The 15,973-nt window shown below is 49.3% G+C and carries 22 protein-coding genes; 1 reads left to right on the top strand and 21 read right to left on the bottom strand.

From position 1 onward, the window contains the following. Position 1 precedes the first annotated feature (1 nt). From rplR to HMPREF2907_RS10225, 21 genes are all read right to left on the bottom strand, one after another. Positions 2-355 (bottom strand): 50S ribosomal protein L18, encoded by a 354-nt coding sequence (gene rplR / locus HMPREF2907_RS10125; protein ID WP_003775849.1) that lies wholly within the window; start codon positions 353-355, stop codon positions 2-4. A gap of 13 nt (positions 356-368) precedes the next feature. Further along, the gene (gene rplF, locus HMPREF2907_RS10130; RefSeq protein WP_049225351.1) at positions 369-902 is read right to left on the bottom strand and encodes a 50S ribosomal protein L6; all 534 of its coding nucleotides are present in this window, start codon (positions 900-902) and stop codon (positions 369-371) included. Between the two features lie 13 nt (positions 903-915). Then, on the bottom strand, positions 916-1,308 hold the full coding sequence (gene rpsH, locus HMPREF2907_RS10135) for a 30S ribosomal protein S8 (protein ID WP_003759723.1): 393 nt from the start codon (positions 1,306-1,308) through the stop codon (positions 916-918). Positions 1,309-1,322: 14 nt separating this feature from the next. Further along, positions 1,323-1,628: a 30S ribosomal protein S14 gene (gene rpsN, locus HMPREF2907_RS10140; RefSeq protein WP_003684736.1), complete on the bottom strand. Its 306-nt coding sequence runs from the start codon at positions 1,626-1,628 to the stop codon at positions 1,323-1,325. Positions 1,629-1,630: 2 nt separating this feature from the next. Then, entirely contained in the window at positions 1,631-2,170 is a 540-nt protein-coding gene (gene rplE / locus HMPREF2907_RS10145; RefSeq protein WP_003759725.1) for a 50S ribosomal protein L5, read from the bottom strand. 9 nt (positions 2,171-2,179) lie between these two features. Next, on the bottom strand, positions 2,180-2,503 hold the full coding sequence (rplX, locus tag HMPREF2907_RS10150) for a 50S ribosomal protein L24 (protein WP_070682602.1): 324 nt from the start codon (positions 2,501-2,503) through the stop codon (positions 2,180-2,182). A gap of 11 nt (positions 2,504-2,514) precedes the next feature. After that, a complete protein-coding gene (rplN, locus tag HMPREF2907_RS10155) occupies positions 2,515-2,883 on the bottom strand; it encodes a 50S ribosomal protein L14 (protein ID WP_002215434.1) in 369 nt (122 codons plus the stop codon). Between the two features lie 225 nt (positions 2,884-3,108). Further along, a complete protein-coding gene (gene rpsQ, locus HMPREF2907_RS10160) occupies positions 3,109-3,372 on the bottom strand; it encodes a 30S ribosomal protein S17 (protein WP_003707145.1) in 264 nt (87 codons plus the stop codon). Next, positions 3,372-3,563, bottom strand: coding sequence for a 50S ribosomal protein L29 (gene rpmC, locus HMPREF2907_RS10165; protein ID WP_070682603.1), 192 nt, complete (start codon positions 3,561-3,563; stop codon positions 3,372-3,374). The genes rpsQ and rpmC overlap by 1 nt, the downstream gene beginning before the upstream one ends. Then, complete coding sequence (gene rplP / locus HMPREF2907_RS10170) at positions 3,563-3,979, bottom strand: 50S ribosomal protein L16 (protein WP_003675880.1); 417 nt, start codon at positions 3,977-3,979, stop codon at positions 3,563-3,565. The genes rpmC and rplP overlap by 1 nt, the downstream gene beginning before the upstream one ends. Next, positions 3,963-4,658 carry a 30S ribosomal protein S3 gene (gene rpsC / locus HMPREF2907_RS10175; protein WP_003675878.1) on the bottom strand — a complete coding sequence of 232 codons (696 nt, stop codon included), beginning with the start codon at positions 4,656-4,658 and terminating at the stop codon, positions 3,963-3,965. The genes rplP and rpsC overlap by 17 nt, the downstream gene beginning before the upstream one ends. A gap of 9 nt (positions 4,659-4,667) precedes the next feature. Next, positions 4,668-4,997, bottom strand: a complete 330-nt coding sequence (gene rplV / locus HMPREF2907_RS10180) for a 50S ribosomal protein L22 (protein ID WP_003675877.1) — start codon at positions 4,995-4,997, stop codon at positions 4,668-4,670. 8 nt (positions 4,998-5,005) lie between these two features. Further along, the gene (gene rpsS / locus HMPREF2907_RS10185) at positions 5,006-5,284 is read right to left on the bottom strand and encodes a 30S ribosomal protein S19 (protein WP_002215422.1); all 279 of its coding nucleotides are present in this window, start codon (positions 5,282-5,284) and stop codon (positions 5,006-5,008) included. A gap of 5 nt (positions 5,285-5,289) precedes the next feature. Then, positions 5,290-6,123 carry a 50S ribosomal protein L2 gene (rplB, locus tag HMPREF2907_RS10190; protein ID WP_003742892.1) on the bottom strand — a complete coding sequence of 278 codons (834 nt, stop codon included), beginning with the start codon at positions 6,121-6,123 and terminating at the stop codon, positions 5,290-5,292. 5 nt (positions 6,124-6,128) lie between these two features. After that, the gene (gene rplW, locus HMPREF2907_RS10195; protein WP_210388602.1) at positions 6,129-6,443 is read right to left on the bottom strand and encodes a 50S ribosomal protein L23; all 315 of its coding nucleotides are present in this window, start codon (positions 6,441-6,443) and stop codon (positions 6,129-6,131) included. Further along, positions 6,440-7,060, bottom strand: coding sequence for a 50S ribosomal protein L4 (gene rplD, locus HMPREF2907_RS10200; protein ID WP_002218573.1), 621 nt, complete (start codon positions 7,058-7,060; stop codon positions 6,440-6,442). The genes rplW and rplD overlap by 4 nt, the downstream gene beginning before the upstream one ends. Next, positions 7,060-7,704 carry a 50S ribosomal protein L3 gene (gene rplC / locus HMPREF2907_RS10205; RefSeq protein WP_002215400.1) on the bottom strand — a complete coding sequence of 215 codons (645 nt, stop codon included), beginning with the start codon at positions 7,702-7,704 and terminating at the stop codon, positions 7,060-7,062. The genes rplD and rplC overlap by 1 nt, the downstream gene beginning before the upstream one ends. A gap of 313 nt (positions 7,705-8,017) precedes the next feature. After that, a complete protein-coding gene (locus HMPREF2907_RS10210) occupies positions 8,018-9,265 on the bottom strand; it encodes an AmpG family muropeptide MFS transporter (RefSeq protein ID WP_053090196.1) in 1,248 nt (415 codons plus the stop codon). Positions 9,266-9,434: 169 nt separating this feature from the next. Further along, positions 9,435-10,649 carry an MFS transporter gene (locus HMPREF2907_RS10215; protein ID WP_070682605.1) on the bottom strand — a complete coding sequence of 405 codons (1,215 nt, stop codon included), beginning with the start codon at positions 10,647-10,649 and terminating at the stop codon, positions 9,435-9,437. Between the two features lie 307 nt (positions 10,650-10,956). Then, complete coding sequence (locus HMPREF2907_RS13015) at positions 10,957-11,190, bottom strand: hypothetical protein (RefSeq protein ID WP_168160634.1); 234 nt, start codon at positions 11,188-11,190, stop codon at positions 10,957-10,959. Positions 11,191-11,278: 88 nt separating this feature from the next. Further along, the gene (locus HMPREF2907_RS10225; RefSeq protein ID WP_210388603.1) at positions 11,279-14,308 is read right to left on the bottom strand and encodes an Rne/Rng family ribonuclease; all 3,030 of its coding nucleotides are present in this window, start codon (positions 14,306-14,308) and stop codon (positions 11,279-11,281) included. Between the two features lie 567 nt (positions 14,309-14,875). On the opposite strand from HMPREF2907_RS10225, the gene HMPREF2907_RS10230 reads away from it, so the two are divergent. Further along, positions 14,876-15,874, top strand: a complete 999-nt coding sequence (locus HMPREF2907_RS10230) for an RluA family pseudouridine synthase (protein WP_070682607.1) — start codon at positions 14,876-14,878, stop codon at positions 15,872-15,874. Positions 15,875-15,973: the final 99 nt, after the last annotated feature.

The following is a 15,973-nucleotide window of genomic DNA, read 5'->3' on the forward strand; positions in this document are numbered from 1 at the left end:
ATTAGAAGCTTAAACCATTTTCACGTGCAGCTTCAGCCAAAGCTTTCACTCGACCGTGATATTGGAAACCTGAACGATCAAAAGCAACTTTTTCTACGCCTACTGCTTTAGCTTTCTCAGCAATGCGCTTTCCTACTACTGCAGCCGCCTCGACGTTGCCACCAGATTTCAGACTACCACGCACTTCAGCTTCCAATGTAGAGGCTTGAGCCAATACTTTATCACCTTCAGCACTAATTACTTGAGCATAAATATGATTATTGCTACGGAACACACATAATCTTACCATTTTCAAGTCCGCAATACGTGCACGGGTTTTGCGTGCACGACGGAGTCGGGTTGTATGTTTATCCATTAGTGAACCTCAATTATTTTTTCTTGGCTTCTTTCATCACTACCACTTCACCTACATAACGAACACCCTTACCTTTATAAGGCTCAGGAGAACGGAATGCACGAATTTCAGCAGCGACTTGACCAACTACTTGTTTATCTGCACCAGTCAAAACGATCTCTGTTTGGCTAGGAGTTTGAACAGAAACACCTTCAGGCATTTCATATACGATTGGATGAGAAAAACCCAAAGACAAATTCAAAACTTTACCTTGAGCTTGAGCACGGTAACCCACACCAATCAATTGTAGTTTTTTCTCAAAACCTTCTGAAACACCTTTAACCATATTATTAACTAATGCACGAGCAGTACCTGACATAGCATTTGCCTGCTTACTGTCATTTTTTGCAGCAAAAGTTAATTTACCATCGTTTAATTCAATGGCGACATCAGAATGCAAAGGAAAGACCAACTCGCCATTCTTACCCTTGATAACCAATGCTTCTGTTCCAAATTTTACTTCTACACCAGCAGGAACAGTCACTGGGTTTTTTGCGACACGTGACATTTACTTTTCTCCACTAGGCTACGATGCACAACAACTCACCACCGACGCCCTCAGAGCGAGCCTTGCGGTCAGTCATCACACCTTTAGAAGTACTAACAATAGCGATACCCAATCCATTCATAACATTAGGAATTTCGCTAGAAGCTTTGTAAATACGCAAACCTGGACGTGAAACACGTTTAATTTGCTCAATCACAGGACGGCCTGCATAATATTTCAATTGAATTTCCAATACCGGCTTCGCATCAGCAGAAACCGAAAAATCCTCGATATAACCTTCTTCTTTCAAGACTTTTGCAATTGCACACTTTAATTTAGAGGAAGGCATGGCAACTGCTACCTTATTGGCACGTTGCGCATTACGAATACGAGTCAACATATCGGAAATAGGATCATGCATACTCATTATTAATACTCCTATTACCAGCTAGCTTTAACAACACCGGGAATCTCGCCACGCATAGCGATTTCACGGATTTTAATACGACCCAAACCGAATTTACGGAAAGTACCACGAGGACGACCTGTCAAAGCACAACGACGGCGTTGACGTACAGGAGCTGCATTACGCGGAATGGATTGGAATTTCAGACGAGCTTCAAAGCGCTCCTCTTCAGTTGCATTCGCATCATTAATAACAGCAAAAATTGCCTCACGTTTGGCTGCAAACTTTTTCGCCAGAGCTTGACGTTTCAGTTCACGATTAATAAGTGCTTTCTTAGCCATGATTATCCTTTAAACGGAAACTTGAATAGTGACAATAAAGCTTTAGCTTCCTCATCAGTTTTTGCAGTAGTTGTAATAGTAATATTCAAACCACGCAAAGCATCAATTTTATCGTATTCAATTTCCGGGAAAATGATTTGCTCGCGAACACCCATGTTGTAATTACCACGACCATCAAATGATTTGCCACTTACACCACGGAAGTCACGTACACGAGGTAATGCAATAGTAATCAAACGATCCAAGAATTCAAACATTTGATCACGGCGCAATGTTACTTTGCAACCGACAGGATAATTATCGCGAATCTTAAAACCTGCGATAGATTTACGAGCAACAGTAACGACTGGTTTTTGACCAGCAATTTTCTCTAAGTCAGATACCGCATGCTCCATAACTTTTTTATCAGCAACAGCTTCTCCGACACCCATATTTAAAGTAATTTTTTCAATACGGGGAACTTCCATTACTGACTTGTAACCAAATTGTTTAATCAGTTCAGGAACAACTGTATCTTTATAAAACTCTCTCAAACGAGCCATGTTATCTCCTTATGCTCCAATAACAGAGCCATTTGATTTGAAGAAACGAACGCGCTTAACTTTGCCTTCATTCTCAATCAGTTTAATACCAACACGGTCTGCTTTATTAGTTTCCGGATTCAGGATTGCAACATTAGAAATATCCAACGGCATTTCTTTAGCAACAATACCACCCTCAATACCACGCATCGGATTGGATTTTTGGTGACGTTTTACGACGTTAACACCTTCAATAACGACTTTACCACCCAATACGCGAACTACTTGACCTTGCTTACCTTTATCCTTACCAGTGATCACAACAACTTGGTCACCTTTAATGATTTTATTCATCGCGCTATTCCTTATAACACTTCAGGCGCCAATGAAACGATTTTCATAAATCGCTCAGTACGCAACTCGCGGGTTACCGGACCAAAAATACGGGTACCCAGAGGTTCAAGTTTATTGTTTAACAACACGGCGGCATTGTTATCGAATTTAATCAACGCACCATCAGGACGACGCACACCTTTAGCAGTACGAACAACAACCGCATTGTATACATCACCTTTTTTAACACGACCACGCGGGGCCGCATCTTTAACTGCGACTTTAATAATATCGCCAACAGAAGCGTAGCGACGCTTAGATCCGCCCAACACTTTGATGCACATCACACGGCGCGCACCAGAGTTATCAGCCACATCTAAGATGGTCTGCATTTGAATCATATTAGTACCTTTAAATTAACCAACTTAATTTACCATTTTCATATAACTCGCCCACTTGTTTCAATTGAGCTAACTAAATGAAACCATCACGGTTCTAGTAAACCAGTCTTGGATCCCGAAGGGAAGAAACTTCCAGAAGAAACTGAAAGATAAGAAACGAAGTTTACACGCAAATTCACTTTGGCGCAACACTTCGTTTCTTATTAAAACTAACTGTATTAAATTTTAAACAGTACGTGCTTTCTCAACCAGTTCTTTAACAACCCAAGATTTGGTTTTTGACAGTGGACGAGATTCCGCAATTACTACAACATCGCCAATTCCATATTGATTATTTTCATCATGGGCATGGATTTTAGTTGATAAACGGATAATTTTACCGTACAGAGGGTGTTTTACTTTACGCTCAACTAATACTGTCACAGTTTTGTCCATTTTGTCGCTTACCACTTTGCCTTGCAAAGTACGAACATTTTTATTTTCGCTCATTACTTAGCACCTTTTTCAGTTAAAACGGTTTTAATACGAGCAATATCGCGACGTACACGTTTTAATTCGCTTGGTTTACCCAATTGACCAGTTGCGTTTTGCATACGTAAGCCAAACTGAGCTTTCAACAAGTCCAACAAATCTGCATTTAATTGCTCAATAGATTTGTCTTTCAATTCATTTGCTTTCATTATTGACCTACCTGTCTTACTACAAAGGTCGTAGGAATAGGCAATTTGGCAGCAGCTAATTCAAATGCTTCACGAGCCAAAGCCTCTGGAACACCGTCCATTTCATACAACACTTTGCCTGGTTTGATTTCGGCAATGTAATATTCCACGTTACCTTTACCGCCACCCATACGAACTTGAATAGGTTTTTCAGTAATTGGTTTATCAGGGAATACACGAATCCAAATACGACCACCACGTTTAATGTGGCGAGTCATTGTACGACGAGCAGCTTCGATTTGGCGGGCAGTCAAACGACCGCGACCAACGGCTTTCAAACCGAACTCACCGAAACTTACTTTGTTACCGCGGGTAGCAATACCAGTATTGCGACCTTTTTGTTGCTTGCGGTATTTCAGTCTAGTTGGCTGCAGCATTACGTCCACCTGCCTTTCTTTGTTTCTTTTCATGCTCAGGTTTAGCTGAAGTCTTTACATTACCTTCAGTATAGACCCAAACTTTCAGACCCAGCACGCCATAAGTAGTATGAGCTTCGCTAGTTGCATAATCTACGTTTGCGCGCAAAGTATGCAGAGGTACTCGACCTTCACGATACCATTCGCTACGAGCAATATCTGCACCATTCAGACGACCTGAGGTCATAATCTTGATACCTTTTGCTCCTGAACGCATAGCATTTTGCATAGCGCGTTTCATAGCACGGCGGAATTGAACGCGTTTTTCCAATTGCTGAGCAATACCATCAGCAATAATTTGTGCATCCAATTCAGGTTTACGGATTTCTTCGATATTCACATGAACGGGCACGCCCATCAAGGCTTGCAAATCACGTTTCAGAACTTCGATATCCTCACCTTTTTTACCAATTACTACGCCCGGACGGGCAGAGTGGATGGTAATGCGTGCAGATTTTGCAGGACGCTCAATAACTACGCGACCAACAGAAGCATTCGCCAATTTTTTACGCAGGTAGTTACGAACATCAATATCTTGCTTCAAAACAGCAGAAAAGTCGGTGCTTTTAGCAAACCATTTTGAAGCCCAGTCTTTAGTTACCGCCAGGCGAAAGCCTGTAGGGTTAATCTTTTGTCCCATAGCTTTTCCTTAGTTGCCCACTGTCACATTGATATGACAAGTTTGTTTTTCAATGCGGTTACCGCGACCTTTGGCACGAGCTTGGAAACGTTTCAAGCTTGGACCTTTGTCAACAAAGATAGTGACCACTTTCAACTCATCAATGTCGGCACCGTTATTGTGCTCGGCATTAGCAATAGCTGATTCCAATACTTTTTTAATCAACTCAGCACCTTTTTTAGGGCTGAAAGTCAAAATATTCAAAGCTTGGGCAACGTCTTTACCACGGATCAAATCAGCTACCAAACGAGCTTTTTGAGCTGAAATACGGGCATTTTTATGTTGTGCATTTACTCTCATGATTCACCTTATTTCTTTTTAGCCTTTTTATCAGCCAAGTGGCCTTTAAAGGTACGGGTCAATGAGAATTCACCTAATTTATGACCAACCATGTTATCGCTGATAAACACGGGCACATGGGTGCGGCCGTTGTGTACAGCAATGGTCAGACCGATAAAATCAGGCAGAATGGTAGAACGACGAGACCAAGTTTTAATCGGGCGCTTGTCGTTGCTTGCACGAGCAGCATCTACTTTTTTCAGCAAATGCAGGTCTACATATGGGCCTTTTTTCAATGAACGAGCCATACTAATTAACCTTTATTTGAGTAACGACGACGAACAATCATGTTATCCGTGCGTTTGTTATTACGAGTGCGGTAGCCTTTAGCAGGAGTACCCCATGGGCTAACCGGTTCGCGAGCTTCACCGGTACGACCTTCACCACCACCATGCGGGTGATCGACAGGGTTCATGACAACGCCACGAACGGTCGGACGAATACCGCGCCAACGATTGGCACCAGCTTTACCGATTTTTTTCAGGCTTTGCTCTTCATTACCGACTTCACCGATGGTTGCACGGCAATCTACGTTGATTTTACGAACTTCGCCAGAGCGCAGACGGACTTGAGCGTATGCACCTTCTTTAGCTAACAATACCGCAGAAGCACCGGCAGAACGCGCAATTTGTGCACCTTTACCAGGTTTCATTTCGATACAGTGGATAGTTGTACCAACGGGGATGTTGCGGATCGGCAGGGTGTTACCTACTTTGATGGCAGCTTCAGCACCGGAAACCAATACAGCACCGGCTTGAATACCGCGAGGAGCGATGATATAGCGACGCTCACCGTCTGCATAGCACAACAGTGCAATGAAAGCAGTACGGTTAGGATCGTATTCGATACGCTCTACTTTTGCAGGGATACCGTCTTTGTTACGTTTAAAGTCTACAACACGGTAATGGTGTTTATGACCGCCGCCTTTGTGACGGGTGGTGATATGACCATTATTGTTACGACCGGCAGTAGAATTTTTCTTTTCGAGCAAAGGTGCATAAGGCGCACCTTTGTGCAAACCTTCTGTTACCACGCGAACCATGCCGCGACGGCCTGCAGAAGTTGGCTTCATTTTAACGATTGCCATTTTGTTTATTCCTTATCTGCAGCTGCAGCAGCGGCTTCCAAATCCAACTCTTGACCGGCAGCCAAGCTTACATAAGCTTTTTTAACATCGCAGCGGCGGCCCAAAGTACGACCAAAACGCTTAGTTTTACCTTTAGTAGTAACGGTAGTTACAGAAGCAACTTGAACACCGAACAGCAGCTCAACAGCAGCTTTGATTTCAGGTTTGGTTGCATTTGCCAAAACTTTAAACGTCATTTGGTTGCGTTTTTCAGCCAATACGTTGCTTTTTTCAGAAACGATAGGTGCCAAAATCACTTGAGTCAAACGTTGTTGATTCATACCCATTGCTCCTCTAATTGTGCAACTGCATCTTTAGTGATGATTACTTTTTTGTAACGCAGCAAGCTGTAAGGATCAACTTGTTGAGCTTCCAAAACCAACACGTTTGGCAAGTTGCGTGAAGCCAAGTAAACATTCTCATCGAGCTGTTTGGTTACAAACAGCACTTGCTCCAGACCCAGATTTTTCACTTGTTCAGCAAAAACTTTGGTTTTAGGAGTTTCAGCAGTCAACGCTTCGATCGCGAACAAACGCTCGTCACGGGCCAATTGGGACAGGATAGTCGCCATACCGGCACGGTACATTTTACGGTTTACTTTTTGAGTAAAGTTTTCGTCGGGTTTGTTCGGGAACGCACGACCACCTTTACGCCACAGCGGAGAAGAAGTCATACCGGAACGGGCACGGCCGGTACCTTTTTGACGCCATGGTTTTTTGGTTGAGTGTTTTACTTCGGCACGGGTTTTTTGAGCACGGTTGCCAGAGCGGGCGTTTGCCAAGTAGGCATTTACCAGCTGATGAACCAACGCTTCATTGTATTCGCGAGCGAACAAAGCATCAGAAACAGACAGACTGCCTGAAACTTGTCCTTTAGCGTCAATTACTTTCAATTCCATTACGCACCTACCTTCACGCTAGGACGAACTACAACATCGCTGTTGACCGCACCCGGAACAGCACCCTTAACCAACAGCAGTTGGCGTTCTGCATCAACACGGACAACTTCCAGTTTTTGGACAGTTGCTTTGGTGTTGCCGTATTGACCGGCCATGCGTTTACCGGGGAACACGCGACCTGGGTCTTGCGCCATACCGATAGAACCTGGAACACGGTGAGAACGGGAGTTACCGTGGGAAGTACGTTGGGCACCGAAGTTATGACGTTTGATCGTACCGGAGAAACCTTTACCTTTAGAGGTACCGGTTACATCGACCAGTTGACCGACTTCAAACATAGAAACGGTGATTTCGTCACCGGCTTTCAATTCAGCCAGTTTTTCTTCAGTCAAAGCAAACTCGATCAAACCGCGACCTGCTTCAACACCTGCTTTTGCAAAGTGTCCAGCTTCGGCTTTGTTGACACGGTTAGCTTTTTTCTGACCAAAGGTAACTTGAACGGCGGTATAGCCGTCAGTATCTTTGGATTTTACTTGTGTAACGCGGTTGGCAGACATATCCAAAACGGTTACCGGAACAGAAACACCCTGTTCGTCGAACACGCGGGTCATACCAACTTTGCGTCCAACCAGACCTAAAGTCATGATTATTTTCCTTTTAAAGTAAAGGGGCTGGCTACGATTGGCCTGCCTTCGGACAATGATAAAACTTGGCACAAATGCACCAAGTCCGCCATTATAATCGACAAATCAAGCAAATACCAATATTTTTTTAACACAGGGGCTTACTCGTGCTTTTTATCTCTATAAATCTATATTTCGCCGTCTATATATCCGAGGGAAGCGGTGTGTTGTTTACACACAAATCACCTTCCATATTTAACAAAAGGCCGTCTGAAAACCACAATCAATGGTTTTCAGACGACCTTTTATCCTACCGATACATTCAAACAACGGTCTATTTCGCTTTATCTCCGTTCCAAGGTGCAACTTTAAACAGCAACAACATGCCTGGAATCCCCAATATGAAACACAGCCAGAAGAAATTGACGTAGCCCATCGCTTCAATCAGAAACCCTGCTGTCGCATTCATAAACGTACGCGGTACGGCGGATAGGCTGGACAGCAGCGCAAACTGCGTGGCGGTAAATGCGGTATTGGTTTGTTGCGCCATATACGACACAAATGCCACCGTACCCAGGCCTACACCAACTGCCTCGGCAGCAATGACGACTGCCAACATGGTTCGTTCCGATGCACCCACATGCTCGAAATGTCCGAAACTTGCCAGCCACGCAAAACCTAAAATCGTAACCCATTGCACCAAACCAAACAGCCACAATGCACGGTTCACGCCTAATTTGTTTACCCAAATACCGCCGATAATCCCGAAAATCACCGCCGGCCACAACCCCGCATTTTTCGCAATCAAGCCGATGTCAGTTGCTGAGAAACCCATATCGATATAAAACGCGGGTGCCAGCGCAGTTGCCATGCTGTCGCCCAGTTTATACAGCACGATAAAAGCCAAAATAATCAACGCCTGTTTAACGCTTTGACGGGTAAAGAAATCGCGGAACGGCTCAACAACGGTATCTTTAAACCCTTTTGCACCTACGGGTTGTTGTGCCGGTTCTCGCGCCACGAATAAAGTGGCAAGCAACCCCGGAATCATGAATAGCGCGGTAATGATGAAGACGGACGACCAAGGCATCCTATCGGCTAAAATCAGACTTAATGAAGCGGGAATCAACGAGGAAATACGATAGGCATTCACATACAGCGAGTTACCTAAAACCAACTCTTCATCGGATAACACTTCGCGACGGAAAGCGTCGATCACAATATCCTGACTGGCAGAAAAAAACGCCACTACCAAAGACAGTCCCAAAATAATCGACAAATGTTCTTGCGGGCGGACAAACGCATAGGCAGCCAAAAGCAGCAAAAGCGCGATCTGCATCACCAGCATCCAACCGCGCCGCAAACCTAAAAACGGCAGGCGTACAGAGTCTAGAAGCGGAGACCAGATAAATTTCCAAGTATAGGGAAAACCAATCAGGGCAAACAGGCCTATGGTCTTCAAATCAATTTTTTCGAGGCGCAGCCACGCCGGAATCAGGCTGTATAGGAAATAAAGCGGCAGCCCCGATGTGAAGCCCGTAAAAATACAGATCAGCATATTGCGCGAAAAAATCCGCTGCATCGTGCTTGGTTGGGAGTCAGTCATAATGGGAGAACAACATCAAAAAGAAAGGCGCATTGTAACAAATCCTGTTCAAACAAACTTTAAACTATGCATAATAATCAAAAAGGTCGTCTGAAAACCCGAAATCCGATTTTCAGACGACCTGTCTTGGTTGCGTCGCAGCGGTTTACGCCGCTTTCTTTTCGCGTATCGGCAGGTTCAGCAAAGCCGCCGCCCCCGCCAACACCGCGTCGGCATACCACATCCAGCCGTAATCGTTGAACCGGTAAATCACGATGCCGCCGATATACGAGCCTAAAAAACCGCCGATTTGATGGCTCAACATCGTCAGCCCGAACAACGTCGCCAGATAGCGCGTGCCGAACAGTTTGCCCGTAATCGCAGCAGTCGGGGCGACGGTAGCGAGCCAAGTGAAGCCCAGCGCGGCGGCGAAAATGTAGAAATTGACGTCGGTTCTCGGGGCGGCAAGGTAGATCAGCACCATCGCCACGCGCGAGGCGTAGAGTCCGAACAAAACGTATTTGCCCAAAAACCGCCCCGTACACCAGCCCGAAAAAATGCAGCCCGCGATGTTCGCCAAACCGATAATCGCAATCGAAGTCGAAGCGACCGAAGCGGGCAGGCCGCAGAGCGCGATTTCGTTGGGCAGGTGGGTTACCAAAAACGCGATGTGGAAACCGCAGGTAAAAAAGCCCAAGTGCAGCAGGATGTAGCTGCGGTCTTTAAATGCTGCTTTGACTGCCTGCCCCAGCGATTGCCCGTTTTCAGACGACGTATGGTGCGTGGCGACAGCGTTTTTGCCGCCCGCCAGCCACCACGAAATCGGCAGGATTAAAAGCGCAATCCCGCCCCAAACATAAAACGTCCCCGTCCAGCCGACGGCGGGCAACACCAGCAAACCCTGCACCAGCGGCGCAAACAGAAACTGCCCCGCCGAACCGCCCGCGTTGACCAGCCCCGAAGCCAAACCGCGTTTGTGCGGCGGCACTTTCGCCGCGACCTGCCCCATGATGATGGAGAAACCGCCCGCGCCCGTTCCGAATGCAAAAAGCAGCCCGATTGCCAGCATCAGCCCCCAATAAGTCGGCATCTGCGGCACCATCAAGCAGGCACAAGCCAACAGCAACGCGCCGCCGCCCAAAACCTTAAACGCGCCGAAGCGGTCGGCAAGCGCGCCGGAAAGCGGCTGGGACACGCCCCACATCAACTGGAAAACGGCAATAATCAGGCTGAACTCTTGGATACTCAGCTCGGTAGAGTCGACGACGGGACGGACAAACAGTCCCATAGTCATGCGCATACCGATGGTAATCAGCAGGATGGCGGCGGCAGCGGCGGTCACCAGCCAAAGGTTGGGGGATTTTTGCTGTGTGTGGGTCATGGTTATGGTTTGTTTCTATTGGAAAATGCCGTTCAATCAACCGGCAAAACGACGGATTTTAACAAACGGGCTGACGCAGGCTAAATAACTCCTGATGCTTTGGATATAGCCAAAACCTCTATCCGCGCCGCATTGACCGTTCTCCTTTACCTGCAAGGCAGGACATGGAACATGGACGGAAATTCAGTGCGTAAAGAACGGCAAAGGTCGTCTGAAAACCCGAAATCCGATTTTCAGACGACCTTCAACCGAGAATCCCCCAACCAACCCGTACCCGCGGCTTGAAATGACACTCTCGGACAGTTGATTAAGGAGAAGTAGCATGAAAATAATCAGGGATATTGCGATATGGATAGCGATAACGGTTTGGATTAATTTTTATCCCGACCGTTACCGCTACGACACCGTTCCGCAAGGACGGCACGGATACTGGCACATCAATCATCCTTGGTATCCCTATGCCCGTTTTTTGTTGCCGCTGCTTCTTGCTGTCTGGATTGCCTATAAACATTGTCAAAAAAGAAAATAGGTTGGACTGCATACAAAAGGTCGTCTGAAACCGGATTTAGGGTTTCAGACGACCTTTTTGTCGATTCGGGCATCTTAACGATGCCCTCTTCTTTCAGCCTTCAGTCTTTACGCGTTTCCACCAAGACCATTTCGGTGGCAGCAACGGGTTCGGCTTCGACTTTCGGCACGTCCGCGCGGCGCAGGCCGGATTCGGGTTCGGGCTGAACCTGTTCGGCAAAGGCGGCGACGGCTTCGGGATTGGTTTCGACGAACACCAAACCGCCTAAGTCGGGCAGCGCGGCAACGGCAGGGACAGTTTCTTCCGGCTCGGTCGCTTCCGCTTGGCCTGCTTCCGGCGCAATTTGCGATTCGGATTCTGCTGTTTGGGCGGCTGCGGCCGCTGCTGCTGCGGCAAGGGCTTCGATGGCGGCGGCGGCTTCGCGCTCGGCTTTCCAAACGACCAGCTCTTCCTCCATTTCGGCGACGGCTTCGGCTTCACCTTCGGCAGGGACGGCGGTCATCGGTTGGTAGCCGTCTTCGGTTTCGATGGCGAACACGGAGGTCGGGGTTTCTTCGACGCTGCCGATGGCGGAGTCGATGATGCTGCATTCGTCGTCGGTGCTGTCTTCGATCAGGATGCCGCTGTCCGCTTCTTCGCCTTCGATGGAGAACACGAAGGCTTCTTCAGTGGCCGCAACGGGTTCGGAAACGACGACAACCAAAGGCTCGGCACTATCCTCGGGAGCGGGGATGGTTACGGCAAACGGTTCTTCTTCGACAGGCTCGCCCATGACGTGCGCGGCGGCGAAGCGGACTTTGTCGGCGGTATCGTGAATATTCAGGTACTGCTCGATTTTGGCGGCAGACGGAATATTGCGTTTTTTACCGTTTTGACGGCGGTCGCGCTGATTGTTGCGTTCGCGGCGGTCGCGTTGGTTGTTGCGCTCGCGTTGGCGGCGTTCGTTGCCTTTCGGTGCATCGTTATCGGCGGTTTGCACGCCCTCTTCCGCTGCGTTGTCCACTGCTTCGGACAAGGTTTCTTCCGCACGGATTTCCGCTTGTTCGCGGTTGCGTTCGTTGCGGTTGTTGTTGCGGCGGCGTTTGCTGCCTTGCGCCTGCTCGCCTGAACGGGACTCGTTTTCAGACGACGTTGCGGCGGCAAGCGCTTGAACTTCGAGGTTTTCGGCTTCCGCTGCGGCGTTGCGCTCGTTTTGGCGGTTGCGGCTGCGGCGGTTGTCTTTGGCATTACGGGTTTCGTTTTCTGCTGCCTGATTGTCCGCTGCTTTGTCTTTGAAGTCCGCCACTTCGCGCACTTCTACCTTGCTGCCGTCGTGCCTGTTGTTGCGGCGCGGGTTTTGGCGTCGGTTGTTTGCGCGGCGGTTGCCGGAATTGCCGTTGCGGTTGTTGCCGTTTGAAGTGCGTTTTTCCGCCACTTCGGCAACAGGCGCGGTTTCGGCTGCGGTATTGCCGCCGAAAATGCGTTTGAGCCATGCTTTGAAGGTATCCCACCATGAACCGCTTTTCTGCTCGGATACGGTCGGGGCAGGCTGGGTATGGCGCACACCTTTGACGGCGGGTTCGGGACGGGCGGCTTTGGCTCTTTCGCTGCCGAAAGGTTTGGCGGATTCATCTTCTTCCGGCTCGGTAACGCGTTTGTAGCTCGGTTCGCCGTCTTCTTCTACGTCGTCGATGCGGATGCGGTTGATTTCGTAGTGCGGATTTTCCAAGTGGATATTCGGAATCAGGACGACGTTGACGTCCAAACGCTCTTCCATCGCAAACAGCTCGGCGCGTTTTTCGTTCAGCAGGAAGGTAGCAACATCGACGGGCACTTGGGCGTGCACTTCGCCGGTATTGTCTTTCATCGCTTCTTCTTGAATGATGCGCAAAACGTGCAGGGCGGTCGATTCGATGCCGCGGATGACGCCGGTACCGGCGCAGCGCGGGCAGGCGACATGGCTGCTTTCGCCCAAAGCGGGTTTCAGGCGTTGGCGGCTCAATTCCAAGAGGCCGAAGCGGGAAAGTTTGCCCATTTGCACACGGGCGCGGTCTTTTTTGAGCGCGTCGCGCAGGACGTTTTCAACATCGCGCTGATGCTTGGGGTTTTCCATGTCGATGAAGTCGATGACGACCAAACCGCCCAAGTCGCGCAGGCGCATTTGGCGGGCGACTTCTTCGGCGGCCTCCATATTGGTTTTGAAGGCGGTGTCTTCGATGTCCGCGCCGCGTGTCGCGCGGGCGGAGTTGACGTCGATGGAAACGAGGGCTTCGGTGTGGTCGATCACAATCGCGCCGCCGGAAGGCAGGCTGACGCTGCGGGCGAACGCGCTTTCGATTTGGTGTTCGATTTGGAAGCGGGAGAACAGCGGCGTGTGGTCTTCATAGAGTTTCAGACGACCTACGTTGCTCGGCATGACGTAGCTCATAAACTCGGCAACTTGGTCATAAACCTCTTGATTGTCCACCAGAATTTCGCCGATGTCGGGACGGAAATAGTCGCGGATGGCGCGGATGAGCAGCGAGCTTTCCATGAAGAGGAGGTAGGGTTCGTGGTGCGCCTTACCGGCTTCTTCGATGGCCTGCCAAAGCTGTTTGAGGTAGTTCAAATCCCATTCCAACTCTTCCGCGCTGCGGCCGATGCCGGCGGTGCGGGCGATGATGCTCATGCCGTTCGGAATGTCGAGTTCTGCCATAGCGGCTTTGAGTTCTTGGCGCTCTTCGCCTTCGATACGGCGGGATACGCCGCCGCCGCGCGGGTTGTTGGGCATTAATACCAGATAGCGTCCAGCAAGGCTGATGAAGGTGGTCAGCGCCGCTCCTTTGTTGCCGCGTTCGTCTTTTTCAACTTGGACGATGACTTCCATGCCTTCTTTGAGCACGTCCTGAATGCGCGCCCTGCCGCCTTCGTAATCTTGGAAATACGAACGGGACACCTCTTTAAACGGCAAAAAGCCGTGGCGGTCGGTTCCGTAATCTACGAAACACGCTTCCAGCGACGGCTCGATGCGGGTGATGATACCCTTATAAATATTACCTTTGCGCTGCTCTTTACCCAGCGTTTCGATGTCCAAATCCAAAAGGTTTTGCCCATCGACAATGGCAACGCGCAGCTCTTCGGCCTGCGTTGCATTGAACAACATTCTTTTCATAATCATTACCTCGCACAGGCGGGCAGCCTTTTCAGACGACCTGCCTGCTCTTTGTCAGACACTCTGCGAGGCGGGCGGGATTAGGCATAGCCCGCGCCCCTTTTCGGCGCGGAATGCAGAAACCCGGATGAGCAATCAGTTTTTGAATTGAAGTCCGCAAGGTTGCACGCCGCCCAAAACAATGCGGCCGTGTGCGGAAGGATACGGATAAAGAAGGCAATAAAGAACAATGCGGCGGAACACTCCGTCCGCCGCCGAAGTCCGGACGGTACAGGCCCGGCTTAGAAAACAGGTAGCCGACATCTTCTTATTATCGTTATGCCGGAAGTTTCGAACGGTGCGGCGCGGCAGGTTTGTCAAACACCCGCCCCTCGTCTTATGCCCGGTCAAATCGGCAAAATCAAATCAAACTTAATCACGTTCCTGCGTTTACGGGCTTTGGCATAAACGCAGGGAAAATGCTTTGCAGAGTGCGTTTTTAATATAAAATCTCGTTTTAACAATACCATCCGTCCCATACGGCCTGTTTGTACAGGTTTCTGCCGAAACGGATGTTCGGGATTATAGATGAAAACGCACGCAATAAGCAAAGATTCAGTCAGCCTGATTACCGTCGCCGAACACGAAGCCGGACAACGCCTTGACAACTATCTGATAAAAATCCTCAAAGGCGTACCCAAAAGCCATATCCACCGCATTATCCGCGCCGGCGAAGTGCGCCTGAACAAAAAACGCTGCAAGCCCGACAGCCGCATCCAAACAGGCGACCTGCTCCGCATCCCGCCCGTGCGCACCGCCGAAAAACAAAGGTCGTCTGAAAACCGCGCCCAAGCCGTACCCGCGCGCGAATTTACCATCATCTACGAAGACGACGCATTGCTCGTCATCGACAAACCCGCAGGCACCGCCGTCCACGGCGGCAGCGGCGTGAGCTTCGGCGTCATCGAACAAATCCGCCGCGCCCGCCCCGAGGCCCGCTATCTCGAACTCGTCCACCGCCTCGACAAAGACACCAGCGGCCTCCTGATGATCGCCAAAAAACGCAGCGCGCTCGTCAAACTGCACGAAGCCATCCGCAACGACCACCCCAAAAAAATCTACCTTGCGCTGGGCGTAGGCAAACTGCCGAACGACAGCTTCCACGTCAAACTACCCCTATTCAAATACACCGGCGCACAAGGCGAAAAAATGGTGCGCGTCAGCGAAGACGGACAATCCGCGCACACCATCTTCCGCGTGCTCAACCGCTTTTCAGACGACCTCCTGCACCAAGTCGGCCTCTCGCACCTCACCCTCGTGCAAGCCACCCTGAAAACCGGCCGCACCCACCAAATCCGCGTCCACCTCCAATCGCAGCACTGCCCCATCGCCGGCGACGAACGCTACGGCGACTACCAAGCCAACAAACGCCTCCAGAAACTCGGTTTGAAACGGATGTTCCTGCATGCCGCCGAGCTGCACCTCGACCACCCGCTGACAGGCGAAAAACTCATCTTAGAAGCCCCGCTGCCGCAAGATTTGGCACAATTCGTCCTGATGCTGGAAAACGCAGGGAAGGTCGTCTGAAACTTGTAGCGTGGGCTTTGCCCGCGACATGAGTGCAAAAACAACGGACGGATTCGGATTGCCAAACCACAAGTTTCGCGGGCATAGCCCACGCTACAA

It is taken from the genome of Neisseria sp. HMSC055H02 (assembly GCF_001813335.1).
Lineage (GTDB): Bacteria > Pseudomonadota > Gammaproteobacteria > Burkholderiales > Neisseriaceae > Neisseria > Neisseria sicca_C.

Bases quoted from the DNA above. Each gene is read 5' to 3' on its own strand.
- rplF (WP_049225351.1), bottom strand. From the start codon at position 902: ATGTCACGTGTCGCAAAAAACCCAGTGACTGTTCCTGCTGGTGTAGAA.
- rpsC (WP_003675878.1), bottom strand. From the start codon at position 4,658: ATGGGACAAAAGATTAACCCTACAGGCTTTCGCCTGGCGGTAACTAAA.
- rplE (WP_003759725.1), bottom strand. From the start codon at position 2,170: ATGGCTCGTTTGAGAGAGTTTTATAAAGATACAGTTGTTCCTGAACTG.
- rpmC (WP_070682603.1), bottom strand. From the start codon at position 3,563: ATGAAAGCAAATGAATTGAAAGACAAATCTATTGAGCAATTAAATGCA.
- HMPREF2907_RS13015 (WP_168160634.1), bottom strand. From the start codon at position 11,190: ATGCAGTCCAACCTATTTTCTTTTTTGACAATGTTTATAGGCAATCCA.
- rplC (WP_002215400.1), bottom strand. From the start codon at position 7,704: ATGACTTTAGGTCTGGTTGGACGCAAAGTTGGTATGACCCGCGTGTTC.
- rpsH (WP_003759723.1), bottom strand. From the start codon at position 1,308: ATGAGTATGCATGATCCTATTTCCGATATGTTGACTCGTATTCGTAAT.
- HMPREF2907_RS10210 (WP_053090196.1), bottom strand. From the start codon at position 9,265: ATGCAGCGGATTTTTTCGCGCAATATGCTGATCTGTATTTTTACGGGC.
- rpsN (WP_003684736.1), bottom strand. From the start codon at position 1,628: ATGGCTAAGAAAGCACTTATTAATCGTGAACTGAAACGTCAAGCTCTG.
- HMPREF2907_RS10215 (WP_070682605.1), bottom strand. From the start codon at position 10,649: ATGACCCACACACAGCAAAAATCCCCCAACCTTTGGCTGGTGACCGCC.
- rpsQ (WP_003707145.1), bottom strand. From the start codon at position 3,372: ATGAGCGAAAATAAAAATGTTCGTACTTTGCAAGGCAAAGTGGTAAGC.
- rplB (WP_003742892.1), bottom strand. From the start codon at position 6,123: ATGGCAATCGTTAAAATGAAGCCAACTTCTGCAGGCCGTCGCGGCATG.
- rplV (WP_003675877.1), bottom strand. From the start codon at position 4,997: ATGAGAGTAAATGCACAACATAAAAATGCCCGTATTTCAGCTCAAAAA.
- HMPREF2907_RS10225 (WP_210388603.1), bottom strand. From the start codon at position 14,308: ATGAAAAGAATGTTGTTCAATGCAACGCAGGCCGAAGAGCTGCGCGTT.
- rplX (WP_070682602.1), bottom strand. From the start codon at position 2,503: ATGAATAAAATCATTAAAGGTGACCAAGTTGTTGTGATCACTGGTAAG.
- rplD (WP_002218573.1), bottom strand. From the start codon at position 7,060: ATGGAATTGAAAGTAATTGACGCTAAAGGACAAGTTTCAGGCAGTCTG.
- rpsS (WP_002215422.1), bottom strand. From the start codon at position 5,284: ATGGCTCGTTCATTGAAAAAAGGCCCATATGTAGACCTGCATTTGCTG.
- rplP (WP_003675880.1), bottom strand. From the start codon at position 3,979: ATGCTGCAGCCAACTAGACTGAAATACCGCAAGCAACAAAAAGGTCGC.
- rplN (WP_002215434.1), bottom strand. From the start codon at position 2,883: ATGATTCAAATGCAGACCATCTTAGATGTGGCTGATAACTCTGGTGCG.
- rplW (WP_210388602.1), bottom strand. From the start codon at position 6,443: ATGAATCAACAACGTTTGACTCAAGTGATTTTGGCACCTATCGTTTCT.
- rplR (WP_003775849.1), bottom strand. From the start codon at position 355: ATGGATAAACATACAACCCGACTCCGTCGTGCACGCAAAACCCGTGCA.
- HMPREF2907_RS10230 (WP_070682607.1), top strand. From the start codon at position 14,876: ATGAAAACGCACGCAATAAGCAAAGATTCAGTCAGCCTGATTACCGTC.